Source organism: Blastococcus sp. SYSU D00922 (assembly GCF_054050495.1).
In genome coordinates, this window is record NZ_JBJGZL010000011.1 from 1 (window position 1) to 17,611 (window position 17,611).

Consider the following 17,611-nt stretch of genomic DNA (forward strand, 5'->3'; position numbering starts at 1 on the left):
GGGGTGCCGAGGCGGGGTTGGGCTATCCGACCGGGCCGATGACGTGCACCGGTGGCGGCTGTGGGCAGCCGTTCGAGATCGGTGAGGTGGTGTGGTCGGCGGCGACCGGCACGCACCTGGTGCGCGGGGGGATCCACCAGGCGTGGGTCGCGGCGGGCCGGGGGTCGGGCTGGTTGGGTGCGCCGGCGGCGGAGATGGTGTGCGGTCAGCTGCGCGGTGGGTGCGTGCAGTCGTTCCAGTACGGGGCGTTGTACTGGTCGCCGGCGACGGGTGCCCACGGGGTGGCCGGCGGGATCCGCGGTTACTGGGCGGCCCGGGGTGCCGAGGCGGGGTTGGGCTATCCGACCGGGCCGATGACGTGCACCGGTGGCGGCTGTGGGCAGCCGTTCGAGATCGGTGAGGTGGTGTGGTCGGCCGCGACCGGCACGCACCTGGTGCGCGGGGGGATCCACCAGACCTGGGTCGCCAACGGTGGCGGGGGTGGCAGCCTCGGGTACCCGCTCACCGAGATGGTGTGCGGTCTGGCGAGATCGGGCTGCGCCCAGCACTTCGAGCACGGCTCCGTGTACTGGTCACCTGCCACCCTCGGCTTCGCCGTCAGCGGTGCGATCCGGGACCACTGGAGGGCGCAGTCGGCCGAGCGCGGGGCGCTGGGCTACCCCACCTCGACCAGTCGCGCGGTCGCCGGTGGGGTCGCCCAGGACTTCCAGGGCGGAACGCTGACGTACGACAGCGGCACGGGTGCGGTCACCCGCTCCTGAGCGGGTGACCGCACCCGCGGCTACCCGGCGTCGGCGATGGTGCAGATGACGGCGCCGCTGGTCACCGCCGCGCCGACCTCGGCGGACAGGCCGGAGATCGTGCCGGCCTTGTGCGCGGTGATGGGCTGCTCCATCTTCATCGCCTCGAGCACGACGACCAGGTCGCCGGCCTCGACGGTCGCGCCGTCCTCGACGGCGACCTTGACGATCGTGCCCTGCATGGGCGAGGTGAGGGAGTCGCCGGACGCGGCCGAGCCGCCGCCACCACCGCCGCGCTTGCGCGGCTTGGCGGCCGCACCGGCAGTGACGCCGCCGCCGCCGGCCGCGAGCCCGGCGGGCAGGGAGACCTCGAGCCGACGGCCGCCCACCTCGACGACGACGGTCTGCCGCGGGGCGTCGTCCTTCTCCTCGGCGGGAGCCGCGTCGTAGGGCTGGATCTGGTTGTCCCACTCGGTCTCGATCCAGCGGGTGTGGACCGTGAACGGCTCGGTGGTGAACGCCTCGTCGCGCACGACGGCCCGGTGGAACGGGATGACCGTCGGCATGCCCTCGACGACCAGCTCGTCCAGGGCGCGGCGGGCGCGCTCGAGCGCCTGCCCGCGGGTGGCGCCGGTGACGATGAGCTTGGCCAGCATGGAGTCGAACGCGCCCGCCACCTCGCCGCCGGTCTCGACGCCGGAGTCCCAGCGCACGCCGGGGCCCTGGGGGATCTCCAGGCGGGTGACCGGGCCGGGAGCCGGCATGAAGTTGCGGCCGGCGTCCTCGGCGTTGATGCGGAACTCGATGCTGTGCCCGCGCGGCTCGGGGTCCTCGGTGATCTCCAGCTCCTCGCCGCGGGCGATGCGGAACTGCTGGCGGACCAGGTCGATGCCCGACGTCTCCTCCGAGACCGGGTGCTCGACCTGCAGGCGGGTGTTGACCTCCAGGAAGGAGATCGACCCGTCCACGCCGACGAGGTACTCGACGGTGCCGGCGCCGTGGTAGCCGGCCTCCTTGCAGATGGCCTTGGCGGACTCGTGGATCCGGATCCGCTGCTCCGGGCTCAGGAAGGGCGCGGGCGCCTCCTCGACGAGCTTCTGGTTGCGCCGCTGCAGCGAGCAGTCGCGGGTGCCGACGACGACGACATTGCCGTGCGTGTCGGCCAGCACCTGCGCCTCGACGTGCCGGGGCTTGTCGAGGAACTTCTCCACGAAGCACTCGCCGCGGCCGAAGGCGGAGACCGCCTCGCGCACCGCCGAGTCGAACTGCTCGGGGATCTCCTTCTCGTCCCGGACCACCTTGAGGCCGCGGCCGCCGCCACCGAACGCCGCCTTGATGGCGATCGGCATCCCGTGCTCCTGCGCGAAGGCCACGACCTCGTCGGCGTCCTTCACCGGCTCCTTGGTGCCGGGGACCAGCGGCGCGCCCACCTTGGTCGCGATGTGGCGGGCCTGCACCTTGTCGCCGAGGGCGACGATCGCCTCGGGGGAGGGGCCGATCCAGGTGAGGCCCGCGTCGAGCACCGCCTGGGCGAAGTCGGCGTTCTCGGAGAGGAAGCCGTAGCCGGGGTGCACCGCGTCGGCGCCGGACTGCTTCGCGGCGTCGATGATCTTCTCGATGACCAGGTAGGAGTCGCCGGGCGTCGTCCCGCCCAGGGCGAAGGCCTCGTCGGCGACGCGTACGTGCAGGGCGTCCCGGTCGGGCTCGGCGTAGACGGCGACGCTGGTCAGGCCCTCGTCCTTGCAGGCGCGTGCCACGCGCACCGCGATCTCACCGCGGTTGGCGATCAGGACCTTCTGCACCGGCGGTACTCCTCTTCGAGTCGAGCGTTCGGACGTGGGTGGAGCCGCTGGTCAGCGGCGCCAGAGGTCGGTGATGGCCAGGCCGCGCTTGGCCAGCTGCGTGCGCAGGACGGTGAGCGACAGGCCCACCACGGCGGCGGGGTCGCCCTCGACGCGGCGGACGAACGGCGCGCCGAGCCCGTCCAGGGTGAAGGCGCCGGCCACGGCCAGCGGCTCACCGGTGGCGAGGTAGGCCTCGATCTCCTGCGGCGTGGGGGTCGCGAAGTACACGACCGTGGAGGCGACGGCGATGTCGCGACCCACGACGGCGCCGTCCTGGACGTCGAACAGCGCCTGGCCGGTGTGCAGGACGCCCGACCGGCCGGCCATCCGCTGCCAGCGGTCACGGGCGTCGGCGGCGTCGGCCGGCTTGCCGAGCGGCTTGCCGTGGAACTCCAGCAGGGAGTCGCAGCCGATGACCAGGGCGTCGGTCTCCTGCTTGGCGACCGCCGCGGCCTTCGCCGCGGCCAGCAGGGCGACCTGCTCGGCGACCCGTGGGGCGGTCACCGTGGACTCGTCGACGTTGCTGACGACGACCTCCGGGGACAGGCCCGCCTGGCGCAGCAGGGAGAGCCGTGCGGGGGAGGCCGAGGCGAGGACGAGCCGGCGATCGATGCTCACTGGGCGAACCTCCCCGAGGCGCGCCAGCCGCCGTGCCCGGCGGCCAGGGGACGGCGGTGGCCGTCGGTGTAGGCGGCCCACGCGCCGACCGGAGCAGGCCGCCGGCGCTCGCGGCGCTGCGACAGCGCCGCGACGACGACGGTGAGCGCGGCGAGCTCCTCGGCGGACGGCTCGCCCTTGACGACCCGCAGCAGCGGGGGTCGCTGCGGGGCCTCGGCGGTGGTCTCGGAGCCCATCACAGCGGGATGTTGCCGTGCTTCTTGGGCGGCAGCGTCTGCCGCTTGTTCGCCAGGACGCGCAGCGCCTTGGTCACCTGGACGCGGGTCGTCGACGGCGCGATGACGGCGTCGACGTACCCGCGGTCGGCGGCGATGTAGGGGTTGGCGAGGGTGTCCTCGTACTCCGCGATCAGCTCGGCCCGGCGGGCGTCGGGGTCGTCGGCGGCGGCGAGTTCCTTGCGGTAGAGGATGCCGACGGCGCCCTGGGCCCCGACGACGGCGATCTGCGCGCTCGGCCAGGCCAGGTTGACGTCGGCCCCGAGGTGCTTGGACCCCATGACGTCGTAGGCACCGCCGTAGGCCTTGCGCGTGATGACCGTGACCTTCGGGACCGTCGCCTCGGCGTAGGCGTAGATGAGCTTGGCGCCGCGCCGGATGATGCCCTCCCACTCCTGCGACGTCCCGGGCAGGAAGCCTGGGACGTCGACGAACGTGAGGACCGGGATGTTGAAGGCGTCGCAGGTGCGGACGAACCGCGCGGCCTTCTCGCTGGCGTCGATGTCGAGGGTGCCCGCGAACTGCGTGGGCTGGTTGGCCACGATGCCGACCGGGCGCCCCTCGACGCGGCCGAAGCCGATGAGGATGTTGGGCGCGAACAGCGGCTGCACCTCGAGGAACTCGCCGTCGTCGACGACGTGCTCGATGACGGTGTGCATGTCGTAGGGGGTGTTCGCCGAATCCGGGATGAACGTGTCGAGCTCGAGGTCCTCGTCGGTGAGGGCGTCGGGCAGCACCGTCTCGACCGGCGGGACGTCGAGCGCCGGCAGCGGGTCGAGGTTGTTGCTCGGCAGGTAGGACAGCAGCGCCTTGACGTAGTCGAGCGCGTCGGCCTCGTCCTCGCCGAGGTAGTGGGCGACGCCGGACTTGGTGTTGTGCGTGCGGGCGCCGCCGAGCTCCTCGAGGGTGACGTCCTCGCCGGTCACGGTCTTCACCACGTCGGGGCCGGTGATGAACATCTGGCTGGTCTTGTCGACCATCACGATGAAGTCGGTGAGCGCGGGGGAGTAGACGTGCCCGCCGGCCGCCGGGCCCATCACCAGCGAGATCTGGGGGATGACGCCCGAGGCGTGCACGTTGCGCTGGAAGATCTCGCCGTAGAGGCCGAGGGAGACCACGCCCTCCTGGATCCGGGCACCGCCGCCCTCGTTGATCCCGATGATCGGGCAGCCGTTCTTCATGGCGAAGTCGAGGATCTTGACGATCTTCTCGCCGTAGACCTCGCCGAGGCTGCCGCCGAAGACGGTGACGTCCTGGGAGAAGATCGCGACCGGCCGGCCGTCCACGGTGCCGTAGCCGGTGACGACGCCGTCGCCGAAGGGCCGCTTGGACTCCATGCCGAAGTTCGTGGAGCGGTGCCGGGCGAACTCGTCGAACTCCGTGAACGAGCCCGGGTCCAGCAGCGCCTCGATCCGCTCGCGGGCGGTCATCTTGCCCGCGGCGTGCTGCTTCTCCACGGCGCGTTCGGAGCCGGCGTGCGTGGCCTCCTGCACGCGCCGCTCGAAGTCCGCCAGCTTGCCGGCGGTCGTGTGGATGTCGATGTCGTCTGGGACGTGCTCCCCGGCGCTCTCGAGTTCGGCGGCACTCACGCGGTCTCGGTCTCCTCGCTGGCGCTGGTCGGCCGCGTCGGTGCGGCACAGCTCTGCTCGGCGCGACCGGGCGGGCCGGTCACGGGCCGTAGCGTAGGGGAGGGCCCCGCGGGCCTCGACACGAGCGGCCCAGGCAGCGCATGCCTCGAGGGCTCATTCGCCCGTCGGGGTGGGGTGGCGGCCCGTGCGCCGCCGTTACAGTCGAATCCTCATGATGTCCGCCCACGTGACCGCGCTCACGCGCGCCGACCACGCCGTGCTCCGCTGGACCCGCCGGAGACTCGGCACCACCCCTGCCGTCCCCGTCGCACGGGCTCTCTCGCACTTCGGTGACCACGCGGCCGGTTGGCTCGTGCTGGGAGCGGTGGGCTGGCTGACCGGCCGCCGGCGCGAGGAGTGGAGGGCCGGGGTCGTCGGGGTCGTCGCCGCGCATGCCTCCGGCGTCGTGGTCAAGCGCGTCGTGCGGCGGGTGCGACCCGATCTGCACGACGTGCCCGCACTGGTCGTGACCCCCAGCCTGCTCTCCTTCCCGAGCGCGCACAGCTGCAGCACCGCCGCGGCCGCCGTCGGCTTCGGGCCGATGCTGGGTCGTCCGGCGCTCGCCGGTGCGGTGGGGCTCATGTGCGTCTCGCGGGTGCTGCTGGGTGTGCACTACCCCTCCGACGTCGTCACGGGCGCGGTGCTGGGTGGCGGCACGGCCGCGGTCGTCCGGCGGCGCATGGCGCGCTCCGGGCACAGGGAGGTCTGAGGGTGGCCGACGCCGCGGGCCCCGTGTCGGCGTCCCGGGCCCGCCCGGTGACGGGCGGGCCGGTCGCCCTCCCGCAGCCGGAACTCCCACCGCGCCCCGGAGGGTTCCGCGGATCGCTGCTCTGGGGGCTCGCGCGCGCTCTCCGTCCGAGGCAGTGGGTCAAGAACGTCCTGGTCCTGGCGGCTCCGCTCGCGGCCGGCCGGATCGCGGAACCCGACGTCCTGGGACCCACCGCGGTGGCCTTCGTCCTCTTCTGCCTCGCGTCGTCGGGGGTGTACCTCGTCAACGACTCCATCGACGTGGCGGAGGACCGCCGGCACCCGCGGAAGCGGTTCCGGCCGATCGCGGCGGGCATCGTGCCCCGTCCGGTGGCCGTGGCGCTGGCGGCGCTGCTGTTCGCGGCGTCCCTCACGGCCGCGGTGCTGCTCACGCGTCCGGCCCTGGCCTGGGTCATGGGCACCTACGTCGTCGTCCAGCTGGCCTACTGCACGTTCCTGAAGAACCAGCCGGTGATCGACCTGGCGGCGGTGGCGTCGGGCTTCCTGCTGCGGGGCATCGCCGGCGGTGCCGCCGCCGGGTTGCTCCTCTCGCAGTGGTTCCTGCTGGTGGCCGCCTTCGGGTCGCTGTTCATGGTGGCCGGGAAGCGCTACTCGGAGCTGGTCCTCGTCGGTGACGAGGCCGCCACCCGGAAGACGCTGCAGGAGTACTCGCGGAGCTACCTGCGGTTCGTGTGGAGCCTCTCGGCAGGTGTCGCCGTCACGGCCTACAGCCTGTGGGCCTTCGAGATGGTCGAGCGCCAGCCGGGCGTCCCGTGGGCGACGATCTCGGTGGCCCCGTTCGTGCTCGGGATCCTGCGGTACGCAGTGGACGTGGACAAGGGCACCGCGGGTGCGCCGGAGGAGATCGTGCTGCACGACCGCGTACTGCTGGCACTCGGCGTCATCTGGGCGTCGACCGTGGGGCTCGGTGTCTTCGGTGGCTGAGCGCCTCGCCGTGCCGTTGACCGGCTGGGGTCGCACCGCCCCCACGGTCGCCCTCCTCGACGCCGTGGACAGCGAGGAGGTTGCCCGCGCGGTCCTCGCCGGCCGGCCGGAACGCGGACTCCTGGCGCGCGGGCTGGCCCGGAGCTACGGCGACGCGGCGCAGAACGCCGGCGGCCACGTCCTCGACATGACGCCGCTGGACCGGGTCCTGTCCGCGGACCTCGACACCGGTGAGGTCGAGGTCGAGGCGGGCATCTCGCTCGACCGCCTGATGACCCTGTTCGTCCCGAAGGGCTTCTTCGTGCCCGTCACGGCCGGCACCCGCTACGTGACGGTGGGTGGGGCGATCGCCGCGGACATCCACGGCAAGAACCACCACCGCGTCGGCAGCTTCAGCCAGCACGTCGTCTGGCTGGACCTGCTCACCGCCGACGGCCGGGTGCGCCGGGTGGGGCCCGACAGCGACGCCGACCTGTTCTGGGCCACCGCCGGCGGCATGGGCCTGACCGGTGTCATCCTGCGCGCCCGTGTGCGGATGAAACCGATCGAGTCCTCGCAGATCCTGGTCGACACCGACCGGACGCCCGATCTGGACGCGCTGCTGGCGCTGCTCACCGAGACCGATCACCTCTACGACTACTCGGTCGCCTGGATCGACTGCGTCGCCAAGGGCGCGCGCATGGGTCGGTCGGTGCTGACCCGCGGCCGCTTCGCCCGCCGTGACGAGCTGCCGGCGAAGCGGCAGGACGACCCGCTGCGCTACTCCAGCTCGATCAAGCTCTCCGCTCCGCCGGTCTTCCCGCCGGGCCTGCTCAACTCCGCCACGGTCGCCGCGTTCAACGAGCTCTGGTACCGGAAATCGCCGAAGCGGAAGCGCGACCAGCTGCAGAGCATCCCCACGTTCTTCCACCCGCTCGACGGCGTCGGGGCCTGGAACCGCATCTACGGCCCGCGGGGCTTCGTGCAGTACCAGTTCACCGTGCCGTTCGGTGAGGAGGACGCGCTGCGCGAGGCCCTGCGGCGGATCAGCAGCTCCGGCCATGCCTCGTTCCTCGCCGTCCTCAAGCGCTTCGGCGACGGCAACCCCGGGATGCTGTCCTACCCGTCGCCGGGCTGGACGCTGGCCCTCGACATCCCCGTCGTGAAGGGCCTGGCCGCCCTCCTGGACCAGCTCGACGAGCTCGTCGTCGGCGCCGGCGGGCGCATCTACCTGGCGAAGGACTCCCGGGTGCGGCCCGAGCTGTTCGCGCCGATGTACCCCCGGCTCGGCGACTTCCGGGCCGTCCGCGCGCAGGTGGACCCCCAGGGCGTCTTCACCTCCGACCTGGCACGGAGGCTCGGCCTGTGATCGACGCCCTGGGCACCGTCGGCTCGCTCCTCCTCGTCGGCGGTACCTCCGACATCGCCGTGGCCACCGCCCGGCGCTACCTCGCCGAGCGCCCGCTGCGGATCGTGCTGGCCGCGCGGGACACCCCGCGGCGTGCGTCCGTGGCCGAGGAGCTGCGGGCGGCCGGCGGGGCGGTCGAGGTCCTCGACTTCGACGCCGCAGACCCCGGGGCGCCGGCCCGCGTCGTCGCCGAGGCGTCCGCCGGCGGGGACATCGACGTCGCGCTGGTCGCCTTCGGCCTCCTCGGGGACGCCGAGCGGTTGCGCACCGATCCTCGTGCCGTGGCCGAGCTCACCCACGTCAACTACGTCGTGCCCACCGTGGTGGGGACGGAGCTGGCGAACCGGATGCGCGACCAGGGCCACGGCGTCATCGTGGCGCTGTCCTCCGTGGCCGGGGAGCGCGCGCGGGCCTCGAACTTCGTGTACGGGTCCACGAAGGCCGGGCTGGACGCGTTCTTCAGCGGGCTGGCCGACTCGCTCGTCGGCACGGGGGTCTCGGTCCTGGTCGTCCGGCCCGGCTTCGTGCGGTCGAAGATGACCGAGGGGCTCGATCCCGCGCCCCTGGCGACGACGCCCGAGGCCGTCGCCGAGGCGATCGTCACCGGGATCCGCAGGAAACGGCACACGGTCTGGGTCCCGGGTGCGATGCGATGGGTCATGAGCGGGCTGCGGCACACCCCGCGGGCGCTCTTCCGCCGGCTGCCGGTCTGAGCACCGTCCCGCGCGGTGTCTAGCGTGTGACCCGTGCCCGATCCGACGCCGTCCCGCTGGTCCGACCTGGAGCGCCCGGGGCTCGACGCGGTGGCGCTGCAGTCGGCGCTCACCCGGGACACCGGGCTGTGGCGCTCGCTGGAGGTGGTGCCGGAGATCGGGTCGACGAACGCCGAGCTGGTCGCGCGCGCCGCCGACGCGGAGTACGCCGAGGGCGCCGTGCTGGTGGCCGAGCACCAGGTGGCCGGCCGTGGCCGGCTGGACCGGACCTGGACCTCCCCGCCGCGTGCCGGCATCACCGTGTCCTTCCTGCTGCGCCCGGACGTCCCCGCCGGCCGGCGCGGGTGGCTGCCGTTGCTGGTCGCCGTCGCGCTCGCGGAATCCGTGCGCGAGGTGACCGGGGTGATCTCCTCGGTGAAGTGGCCCAACGACCTGCTGGCCCGGGACGGGCGCAAGCTGGCCGGCATCCTGGCCCAGAGCACCGGCGACGCCGTCGTCGTGGGTGTGGGGCTGAACGTCTCCACGTCGGCCGCGGAGCTGCCGGAGTCGGGGACCTCGCTCGGCGTCGTCACGGGCGCCACCGTCGACCGCGGCCCGGTGCTGCTCGCCTTCCTGCGGGCGGTCGAGGCGCGGTACCGGCGCTGGACGACCGTTCTCGGCGACCCCGTGTCCTCCGGGCTGGCGCAGGACTACCTGGCGTGGTCCTCGACGGTGGGCAGCGCCGTGGTGGTCACGCTCCCCGACGGCTCCACCCTCGACGGCGTCGCCGAGGCGGTCGACTGGGACGGCCGGCTCGTGGTCGCGACCGCCGACGGCACGGTCGCGCTCGCCTCCGGCGACGTGCGGCACGTGCGACGCGCGTAGCGACGGACCACGGATCCGGCTGCCGGCCCGGCATCCTGGGGGTGTGCCCTACCCGGACAAGCTGCTCGCGGACGACGAAGAGGTCGTCCGGCACCTCCACCCGCACTGGCTGACGGTCTTCTGGCCCGTCGTGCGGCTCCTGCTCGTCGTGGGCGCCGCCTCGTTCGGCGCGGCCCTCGTCCCGGACGGGCGGCAGCAGGGCGTGCTCCGGCTGGTGATCGTCGTCGCCGCGGTGCTGCTCCTGCTGGTCACCGTGCTGGTCCCGCTCCTGCGCTGGCGGACGACGCACTACGTGGTGACCACCCACCGGCTGCTCTTCCGCGAGGGCATCCTCGCCCGGCGCGGCCGCGACCTCGGCCTCTCGCGGATCACCGACGTCTCCTACAGCCAGACCCTGTGGGAGCGCGTCGTGAACTCGGGCACGCTGACCATCGAGACGGCGGGCGACAGCGGGGCCACGGTGCTGCGGCGCATCCCCGACAGCGACGGCGTCCAGCTCCTGGTCAACCACATGATCGAGGAGGACGCCGACCGCCGGGTGCAGGAGAGCGCCGGGTACATCCGCGGGGAGTGGCCGGACGACGACCCCGACGCCCCGGACGGCTGGTCCGGCGACGAGGGCTGGCCCGACGACCCGCGCGGCGGACGCCGCACGCGGGTGCTGTGACACCCGGGGCGAACCACCGGATGTGACGGTTCCGTCACGGCGCGCCTGACCGCTTTCTGTCGGACCCGCTGCCTACCTTCCGGGCATGCGCCTGCTGCACACCTCCGACTGGCACATCGGCCGGTCGCTGCACGGCACCGACCTGCTCGCCGAGCAGGAGGCGGTGTTGGGGGCGCTGGCCGACGTGGTGGCCGCGGAGTCGGTCGACGTCGTCCTGGTGGCGGGCGACGTCTACGACCGCGCCGTCCCGTCGGCGGACGCGACGGCGGTCCTGAGCCGGGTCGTCGCGCGGCTCCGCCGGGCCGGGGCGACCGTCGTGCTCACCCCGGGCAACCACGACTCGGCGCGGCGGCTGGGCACGTTCTCCGAACTGCTCGCCGCGGGCGGGCTGCACGTCCGCGCGGAGACGCAGAAGGTCGACGAGCCGGTCCTGCTCTCCGACGAGCACGGCGACGTGGCGGTGTACGGGCTGCCCTTCCTCGAGCCGGAGATCGCCCGCTTCGAGCTCGGCGTCGACACGGCCCGCAGCCACGAGGCGGTGCTGTCCGCGGCCATGGACCGGGTGCGGGCCGACCTCTTCCTCCGCCCGGGCACGCGCTCGGTGGTGCTGGCGCACGCGTTCGTCGGTGGCGGGGTGGCCAGCGACAGCGAGCGGGACATCAGCGTGGGTGGCGTCGACCTCGTGCCGGCCCCGGTCTTCGACGGTGTCGACTACGTCGCCCTCGGCCACCTCCACCGGCCGCAGACGCTCACGCCGCGCATCCGCTACAGCGGCTCCCCGCTGCCCTACTCCTTCGGGGAGGCCGGCCAGCAGAAGCAGGCGTGGCTGGTCGACCTCGACGCGACCGGCCTCGCCGACGTGCGCGCCGTGCCGCTGCCCCTCCCGCGGGCGCTCAGCATCCTCACCGGCACCCTCGCCGAGCTGCTGGCCGACCCCGGGCACGCCGCCGCGGAGTCGCACTTCGTCTCCGCCCGGCTGACCGATCCGGTGCGGCCCACCGACCCGATGCGCGCCCTGCAGGGCCGGTTCCCGCACTGCGTGCACCTGGAGTGGACCGGCTCGGGCGCCGCCCCCGACGGGCGCAGCTACCAGGAGCGGCTCCGCGGCCGGGCCGACCTCGACGTGGCGCAGGAGTTCGTCCGCCACGTCCGGGGCGTCGCCGCGGCGCCCGGGGAGCTGGCGCTGCTCGGGCGCGCGCTCACCGCCGCCGACCGCGACGAGGCGGCCCGGTGAGGGTCCACTCCCTGTCGCTCACCGCGTTCGGCCCGTTCGCGGAGACCGTCGAGGTCGACCTGGACGAGGTGGGCCGCGACGGGCTCTTCCTGCTCTGGGGCCCGACCGGCGCCGGCAAGACCACGCTGCTGGACGGGGTCGTCTACGCCCTGTACGGCACGGTCCCGGGAGCCCGCGGCGAGGAGCGCCGGCTGCGCAGCGACCACGCCGGCGACTCGGTCCGCACGGAGGTCGCGTGCGAGGTGACGCTGGGCGGCGAGCGGTTGCGGGTCATCCGACGGCCGGAGCAGCAGCGGCCGAAGAAGCGGGGGACCGGCTCGACCACCGAGCAGGCCCGGCTCACCGTGCAGCGCTGGGCCGGGAACACCTGGGAGCCGGTCAGCACCCGGATCGACGAGGGCTCGGAGTACCTGCGCACCCGGCTCGGGCTCTCGGCCGAGCAGTTCTGCCAGGTGGTGCTGCTCCCGCAGGGCGACTTCGCCCGCTTCCTGCGCGCCGAGCCGGAGGACCGCGGCCGGCTGCTCCGGACGCTCTTCGACGTCGACCGCTTCGCCCGGGCCGAGGAGTGGCTGGCCGCCGAGCGCGGCACCGCGCGCGCCGCGCTGGAGCAGGTGCGCGGCTCCATGAGCACGCTGCTGGCCCGCGTGGCCCAGATCGCCGACGTCGAGGTGCCGGAGGAGCTGGCCCCCGAGCTCGTCGGCGCCGCGCCGGGCGCCCGCGTCGACTCGTGGGTGGGCGAGGTCCGCTCCACTGCCCGGGCGAGGCTCGACATCGCGTCCGCGCAGGCCGACGAGGCCGCCGCCGAGGCCGCCCGCGTCGACGCCGAGCTGGCCGCGGCGCGCGCCGTCGCCGACCGGCACGACCGCCGCGACCGTGCCCGCCGCGAGCTCGAGCTGCTCACCGCGCAGCAGGAGGAGCTGGCGCCGCTGCGGGAGGAGCGCGACGCCGGGCGCCGGGCCGAGCCCCTCCGCGACGTCCTGGAGGCCGCCGGCCGGGCGGCCCTGGTGGCCGAGCAGGCCGAGGCGGCGCTGCGGGCCGCCCGCGCGGCATGGGCCGCGGTCGCCGACGGCCGGGAGGCCACCACGTCGCTGTCCCGCGCTCTCCGCGACCAGGCGGCCGAGGTCCGTGCGCTGCTGCCGGAGGTCGACCGGGCCACGGCGCTGGAGCGCTCCGTCGCCCGGCTCGACGGCGAGCTGGCCCGCCTCGCCGCCCGGTGCGACGAGGAAACGGCGGCGGCCGGCACCTGGCCGTCCCGCGTCGCGGAGCAGGAACGGCGGGTCGAGGTCGCCCAGGACGCCGCGGCACGCCTGCCCGGGCTGCGGGTCGCCCGGGACGCCACCGCGACGGCGCTGACGGCCGCACGCCGGGCCGAGGAGCTGCAGCCGCTCGTCACCGCCTCGCGCGGGGCCGCGCTGCGCGCCCGTGAGGCGTCGGTGGACGCCCGCGAACGCTGGGTGGGGCTGCGTGCCGCACGGCTGGAGGGGATGGCCGCCGAGCTGGCCGCGCAGCTCGCCGACGGCGCCGGGTGCCCGGTCTGCGGGGCGGTCGAGCACCCCCGGCCCGCCACGCACGAGGGACCGGTCGTCACCGCCGACGACGAGCAGGCGGCCAGGGACGCCGCCGACCGCGCGGAGGCCGCCTCGTCGGCGGCGCAGCTCGTCGTCGAGGAGCAGGAGCGGGAGCTCGCCGCCCAGCTCGCGCGCACCGGCGGCCTCCCCGCCGCCGAGCTGGCCGGCCGGCTGGCCGTCGAGCAGGGGGAACTCGACGCCGCCACCGCGCTGGCCGCCGGGCTCGACGGCGCCCGCGCCGCGCGCGCCGCGGTGCTCGCCGAGCGGGAGGCGGCCGACGCCCGCCTGGCCGCCGACCGGGAGGAGCTCCGGGCCCGCACCGCCGAGCGGGCCGCGTTGCGGGCGACCCTCGACGAGCTGACCGAGCGGCTGGCCGTGGTGCGCGGTGGCGACCGCGACCTCGCCTCGCGGGCGCGGCGGCTGACCGCGCACGCGGAGCGCTGCGAGGCCGCCCTGGACGCCGAGGCCGACGACCTGCGCGCCCGGGCCGCGGCGGAGACGGCGCGCACCACGGCGGAGAAGCGAGCGGCCGAGGCGGGCTTCCCCGACCTGGTCGACGCGGCCGGCGCGCTGCCGGACGCCGGACGGCTGGCCGTCCTCGACCGCCGGATCGAGGAGCACGACCGCGCGCTGGCGGTCGTCCGCGCCGCCCTCGCCGAGCCGGACCTCGCCGACCTGGGCCTCCGCCCCGACCTCGACGCGCTGGGCGAGCTGTGCGCCGAGGTCACCCGGCGGCGCGAGGACGCCGTCGCCGGGCTGGACCGCGCGCGGCGGTGCTCCGGGGCGCTCGAGACGATCGCCGGCGACATCACCGCGACGCAGGTGCTGCTCGAGGAGCGGCGGGCCTGGGCCGACCAGGTCGCCGAGCTCGCCGACCTGGTCAACGGCCGCGGCGCGAACACGCTCAAGATGCGGCTGCAGTCGTTCGTCTTGGCCGCCCGCCTCGAGCAGGTGGCGGAGGTCGCGAGCCGGCGGCTGACCGAGATGTCCGGCGGCCGCTACACCTTCCTGCACAGCGACGCCCAGGGACGCCACGGGGCCCGTGGCGGCCTGGGGCTCGACGTCCTCGACGAGTACACCGGCCTGCGCCGGCCGACCAAGACGTTGTCGGGCGGGGAGAGCTTCATGGCCTCGCTCGCGCTGGCCCTCGGCCTCGCCGACGTGGTCACCGCCGAGAGCGGGGGCGTCGAGATCGACACGCTCTTCGTCGACGAGGGCTTCGGAACGCTCGACGCCGACTCCCTGGACGCGGTCATGACCGTCCTGGACGAGCTCCGGCGGGGTGGGCGCACCGTCGGCGTGATCAGCCACGTCGAGGAGCTGCGGACCCGCATCCCCACCCGGCTCGAGGTGGTCAGCGGGCGGAACGGGTCGCGGCTGGCGGGCTGAGCCGCGGGCGCGGCTCCGGGGCCCGGGGCGCGGTCGCGACCGCCGCCACCGATCCCGACGCCGTCCCGGGGGAGTGCGCCGGGAAGACCCAGCGCCGGTAGGCCAGGAAACGGATCGCCGTCCCGATCGCGATCGAGGCGAGGTTCGCCGCCTGCAGCACCAGCGCGCTCTCCTGGTCCAGGGGGTAGCGGACGAACCACACGATGCCGAGCCCGATGAGCAGCGTCGTCCCGTTGACCAGGGCGAACAGCAGGAACGAGCGCCGGACGCGGGTGCGCACCCGGTGGGCGAACGACCAGTACCGGTGTCCGGTGTAGGCCACCGTGGTCGCGACGAGGGTCGACGCCAGCTTCGCCGCCACCGGGTCCAGCCCGGCGACGGCGTAGAGCACCTGGAACAGCGCCACGTCGACGAGGAACGCCGTCGCCCCCACGACGCCGAATGCACCCAGCTCGCGGACCACCGGCATCCCGCGCAGCCGCCGCCGCAGGGAGAGAGGCGTCACCGGGGGCACGCGTCCGACTGTACGGACCGGGGATCCGCGATGGGCCGCTCCATCGCCCCCTGGAGTGCGGTCGGCGCAGGGCGACCCCTCCTGTCGGCGCGGTCCCCGTCGAGCCGGGGGAGCCGTGGCGACGTGCAGCGCGGCAGGTCGGGTCAGACCAGGTCGACGAGGAGCTGCTCGAGTGCGGGCGCCAGGCTCAGGGCGAAGGTGTCGGTGAGGTGGTTGTCCCGGTAGACCAGCACGTTCCCCACGACGCCCGGGCAGATCCGGGCATTGCACAGGTGGTCGGTCAGGTCGATGACGTGCACCCCGTCCACCTGGCCGGCCGCCTCGAGGAGGGGATCGGACTGCTGCTCGACCTCCGCGCGGGTCATCGAGCAGGCCGCGCTCGTGGGGCCGTTGCGCTCCACGCACTCGGGCCCGACGTAATCCGGGGTCGGCGTGTCCCGGACGACGACGACGCGGACGCCTGCCTCGAGCAGTGGCGCCCAGAGGGTCCGGTACCCCGCCACGAGGTCCTCCTCGGAGTTCCAGCTCCAGCCCAGTGCCGACTCGTAGCCCGCCGGGCGCATCGCCGTGGTGACGACGACCTGCGGCCGCTTCTCCAGCAGGCGCTGGACGGCCACCTGGTTGGCCGCCGCGCAGTCCCAGTCCGCCTCGCCGCCGATGAGGATCGGTGCGGCCGTGAACGGGCAGCCGTTGCGCACCATCGTCTGCAGCCGCCATCCCTGGCGCTCGGCGACGGCGAGCAGCGGAGTGCTGAACTGCCCGGCGTGGCTGTCGCCCGCCAGCACGACCGTCAACGGCGAGCCGACGTCGGCGAAGACGCAGCTGTCCGGCCCCATGCTCCTCGGGTCGAAGGCGGCGCAGCCGTTGCCGTTGACGAACGGGATGTCCTGAGCGGCGACGACGGGGTCGGGGATCACCGGCACCCCGGCGTCCGGCGGGAGCTCTCCGGGGAGGGGTGCAGCGCCCCCCGGATGCCGCGCGTCGAGCAACTGGCCGCCGAGGGCGGCGGTGCGCTGCTGCACGTACAGCCACGGTCCGGCCCCGGCGATCACCGCCACCGTCGTGAGTGCGACGGCCAGGCGCAGGGCGCCGCTGCTCGACCGCGATCCGGAGCGTCGGGCGCCCCGGGCGGGGCGGGGACGGCGGAAGGGTTCCTCGACGTACCGGGTGCTCAGGTGGGCCAGGGCCAGGAGGACGACGAGCAGGACCGCGCACTCCACCTTGGTGGGCGGTCGGCCCACATGGGCGATCCAGAAGACGATGACCGGCCAGTGCCACAGGTACAACGAGTAGGAGATGTCCCCGACGTACCTCGGGACGGGGGAACCCAGCAGCCTCTGCGCGCGTCCCGCCGCGGCGCCTGACGGCGAGGGGGCGCCGCTGAGGATCACGAGTGCGGACCCGAGCACCGGGGCCAGCGCCACCCAGCCGGGGAAGTCCATGTGCGTGGAGAAGGTGACGGATGCGCCGGCGATGACCGAGAGCCCCAGGACGGCTGCCGGGGTGCGCAGCCCGTCCGGCAGCCGCAGCCGGTCGCCGAGGAGTGCGAGCACGCCCCCCGCCGCGAGTTCCCACATGCGCGTGCTGGTCGCGAAGTAGGCGACCTCGGGCGACGCTGCTGTGAAGGTCACCGAGTGGACGAAGGACACCGCCGCCAGCCCGGCGACCACGGAGACGATCGCCGCGCGGCGGGCGCGCCCGAGGCGTGTGGCGAGCCAGGCCGCGACGAGCAGGAGCACCGGCGCGACGACGTAGAACTGCTCTTCCACGGCGAGCGACCAGTAGTGCTGCACCGGCGAGACCGCGGCAGTCGCCGCCGCGTAGCCGCTGGTGGCTGCTTGCCACCAGTTCTGCACCTGGAGCACCGAGGCGAAGAGGGCTTCGGCGGTCGCGGCCCACCGGCTGACCGGCATCAGCGCCACCGTGGCCGCCATGACCGCGACGAGCACGCAGGTCGCAGCGGGCAGGAGGCGGCGGGCGCGGCGGGCGTAGAAGCCGCGCAGGGAGATGGTGCCGGTGCGTGCCACCTCGCGCCCCAGCGAGCCGACGATGAGGAACCCGGAGATCACGAAGAAGACGTCGACCCCGATGAAGCCGCCGGGGAGCTGGTCCGGTCGCAGGTGGTACAGGACGACCAGGCCGACCGCGACGGCCCGCAGTCCCTGGATGTCTCGCCGGGAAACCCTCCCGGGGCGCTGGAGAGGAAGCCCCGGCATCGGGGCGCCTGTCCGGGCGGCGTCCTGAGCGGGCGCCGCGCCGATCGTCCGATCGAGCAGCTGGTGGTCGTGCACGGTGGTGAGAGGTCCTCGCGATGCCGGCGGCTGGATCGACGAGCACACCGATGAGAACCACGCACGGTGAGCACTCGCCTGCACTGCGGTGATGATCGTAACGGTCACTCAGCGTTGTGAGACAGAACGTCCCGTCACAACCTCCGGCCGGGCGCCTCCGGAACCCCAGCAGTCCCACACGTCCCGG

The 17,611-nt window shown here is 74.4% G+C and carries 15 protein-coding genes; 9 read left to right on the forward strand and 6 right to left on the reverse strand.

From position 1 onward, the window contains the following. On the forward strand, positions 1-761 hold a 761-nt coding region (locus ACI78T_RS15450; RefSeq protein WP_456558999.1), incomplete at its 5' end, for an LGFP repeat-containing protein. Between the two features lie 20 nt (positions 762-781). Here the strand turns inward: ACI78T_RS15450 and ACI78T_RS15455 are convergent. Genes ACI78T_RS15455 through ACI78T_RS15470 form a run of 4 tightly spaced genes read right to left on the reverse strand, consistent with a single transcriptional unit; the run spans position 782 to position 5,066 of the window. After that, complete coding sequence (locus ACI78T_RS15455) at positions 782-2,542, reverse strand: acetyl/propionyl/methylcrotonyl-CoA carboxylase subunit alpha (RefSeq protein ID WP_456559000.1); 1,761 nt, start codon at positions 2,540-2,542, stop codon at positions 782-784. A 51-nt stretch (positions 2,543-2,593) separates the two neighbouring features. After that, positions 2,594-3,202, reverse strand: coding sequence for a Maf family protein (locus tag ACI78T_RS15460; protein ID WP_456559001.1), 609 nt, complete (start codon positions 3,200-3,202; stop codon positions 2,594-2,596). Continuing rightward, entirely contained in the window at positions 3,199-3,438 is a 240-nt protein-coding gene (locus tag ACI78T_RS15465) for an acyl-CoA carboxylase subunit epsilon (RefSeq protein WP_456559124.1), read from the reverse strand. The genes ACI78T_RS15460 and ACI78T_RS15465 overlap by 4 nt, the downstream gene beginning before the upstream one ends. After that, positions 3,438-5,066 carry an acyl-CoA carboxylase subunit beta gene (locus ACI78T_RS15470; RefSeq protein ID WP_456559002.1) on the reverse strand — a complete coding sequence of 543 codons (1,629 nt, stop codon included), beginning with the start codon at positions 5,064-5,066 and terminating at the stop codon, positions 3,438-3,440. The genes ACI78T_RS15465 and ACI78T_RS15470 overlap by 1 nt, the downstream gene beginning before the upstream one ends. A gap of 226 nt (positions 5,067-5,292) precedes the next feature. Here ACI78T_RS15470 and ACI78T_RS15475 point away from each other — a divergent pair, with 226 nt between their 5' ends. From ACI78T_RS15475 to ACI78T_RS15510, 8 genes are all read left to right on the forward strand, one after another. Next, entirely contained in the window at positions 5,293-5,814 is a 522-nt protein-coding gene (locus tag ACI78T_RS15475) for a phosphatase PAP2 family protein (protein ID WP_456559003.1), read from the forward strand. A gap of 2 nt (positions 5,815-5,816) precedes the next feature. Then, entirely contained in the window at positions 5,817-6,797 is a 981-nt protein-coding gene (locus ACI78T_RS15480) for a decaprenyl-phosphate phosphoribosyltransferase (protein WP_456559004.1), read from the forward strand. Continuing rightward, positions 6,790-8,145, forward strand: coding sequence for an FAD-binding protein (locus ACI78T_RS15485; protein ID WP_456559005.1), 1,356 nt, complete (start codon positions 6,790-6,792; stop codon positions 8,143-8,145). Before ACI78T_RS15480 ends, ACI78T_RS15485 begins: the two co-directional genes overlap by 8 nt. Beyond that, positions 8,142-8,897 carry a decaprenylphospho-beta-D-erythro-pentofuranosid-2-ulose 2-reductase gene (locus ACI78T_RS15490; protein ID WP_456559006.1) on the forward strand — a complete coding sequence of 252 codons (756 nt, stop codon included), beginning with the start codon at positions 8,142-8,144 and terminating at the stop codon, positions 8,895-8,897. The genes ACI78T_RS15485 and ACI78T_RS15490 overlap by 4 nt, the downstream gene beginning before the upstream one ends. Before the next feature lie 33 nt (positions 8,898-8,930). Further along, positions 8,931-9,761 (forward strand): biotin--[acetyl-CoA-carboxylase] ligase, encoded by an 831-nt coding sequence (locus ACI78T_RS15495; protein ID WP_456559007.1) that lies wholly within the window; start codon positions 8,931-8,933, stop codon positions 9,759-9,761. A gap of 43 nt (positions 9,762-9,804) precedes the next feature. Then, positions 9,805-10,428, forward strand: a complete 624-nt coding sequence (locus ACI78T_RS15500) for a PH domain-containing protein (protein ID WP_456559008.1) — start codon at positions 9,805-9,807, stop codon at positions 10,426-10,428. Positions 10,429-10,513: 85 nt separating this feature from the next. Next, the gene (locus ACI78T_RS15505) at positions 10,514-11,662 is read left to right on the forward strand and encodes an exonuclease SbcCD subunit D (RefSeq protein WP_456559009.1); all 1,149 of its coding nucleotides are present in this window, start codon (positions 10,514-10,516) and stop codon (positions 11,660-11,662) included. Continuing rightward, entirely contained in the window at positions 11,659-14,619 is a 2,961-nt protein-coding gene (locus ACI78T_RS15510; RefSeq protein ID WP_456559010.1) for an AAA family ATPase, read from the forward strand. Before ACI78T_RS15505 ends, ACI78T_RS15510 begins: the two co-directional genes overlap by 4 nt. Here ACI78T_RS15510 and ACI78T_RS15515 read toward each other — a convergent pair. Both ACI78T_RS15515 and ACI78T_RS15520 read right to left on the reverse strand, forming a co-directional pair. Next, positions 14,585-15,133: a GtrA family protein gene (locus tag ACI78T_RS15515; protein ID WP_456559011.1), complete on the reverse strand. Its 549-nt coding sequence runs from the start codon at positions 15,131-15,133 to the stop codon at positions 14,585-14,587. The genes ACI78T_RS15510 and ACI78T_RS15515 overlap by 35 nt on opposite strands. 143 nt (positions 15,134-15,276) lie before the next feature. Beyond that, positions 15,277-17,424 (reverse strand): acyltransferase family protein, encoded by a 2,148-nt coding sequence (locus ACI78T_RS15520; protein ID WP_456559012.1) that lies wholly within the window; start codon positions 17,422-17,424, stop codon positions 15,277-15,279. Between the last annotated feature and the right edge of the window lie 187 nt (positions 17,425-17,611).

What these genes read in the sequence shown, in the direction of transcription:
- ACI78T_RS15465 (WP_456559124.1), bottom strand. Translation starts at nt 3,438, where the DNA reads ATGGGCTCCGAGACCACCGCCGAGGCCCCGCAGCGACCCCCGCTGCTG.
- ACI78T_RS15505 (WP_456559009.1), top strand. Translation starts at nt 10,514, where the DNA reads ATGCGCCTGCTGCACACCTCCGACTGGCACATCGGCCGGTCGCTGCAC.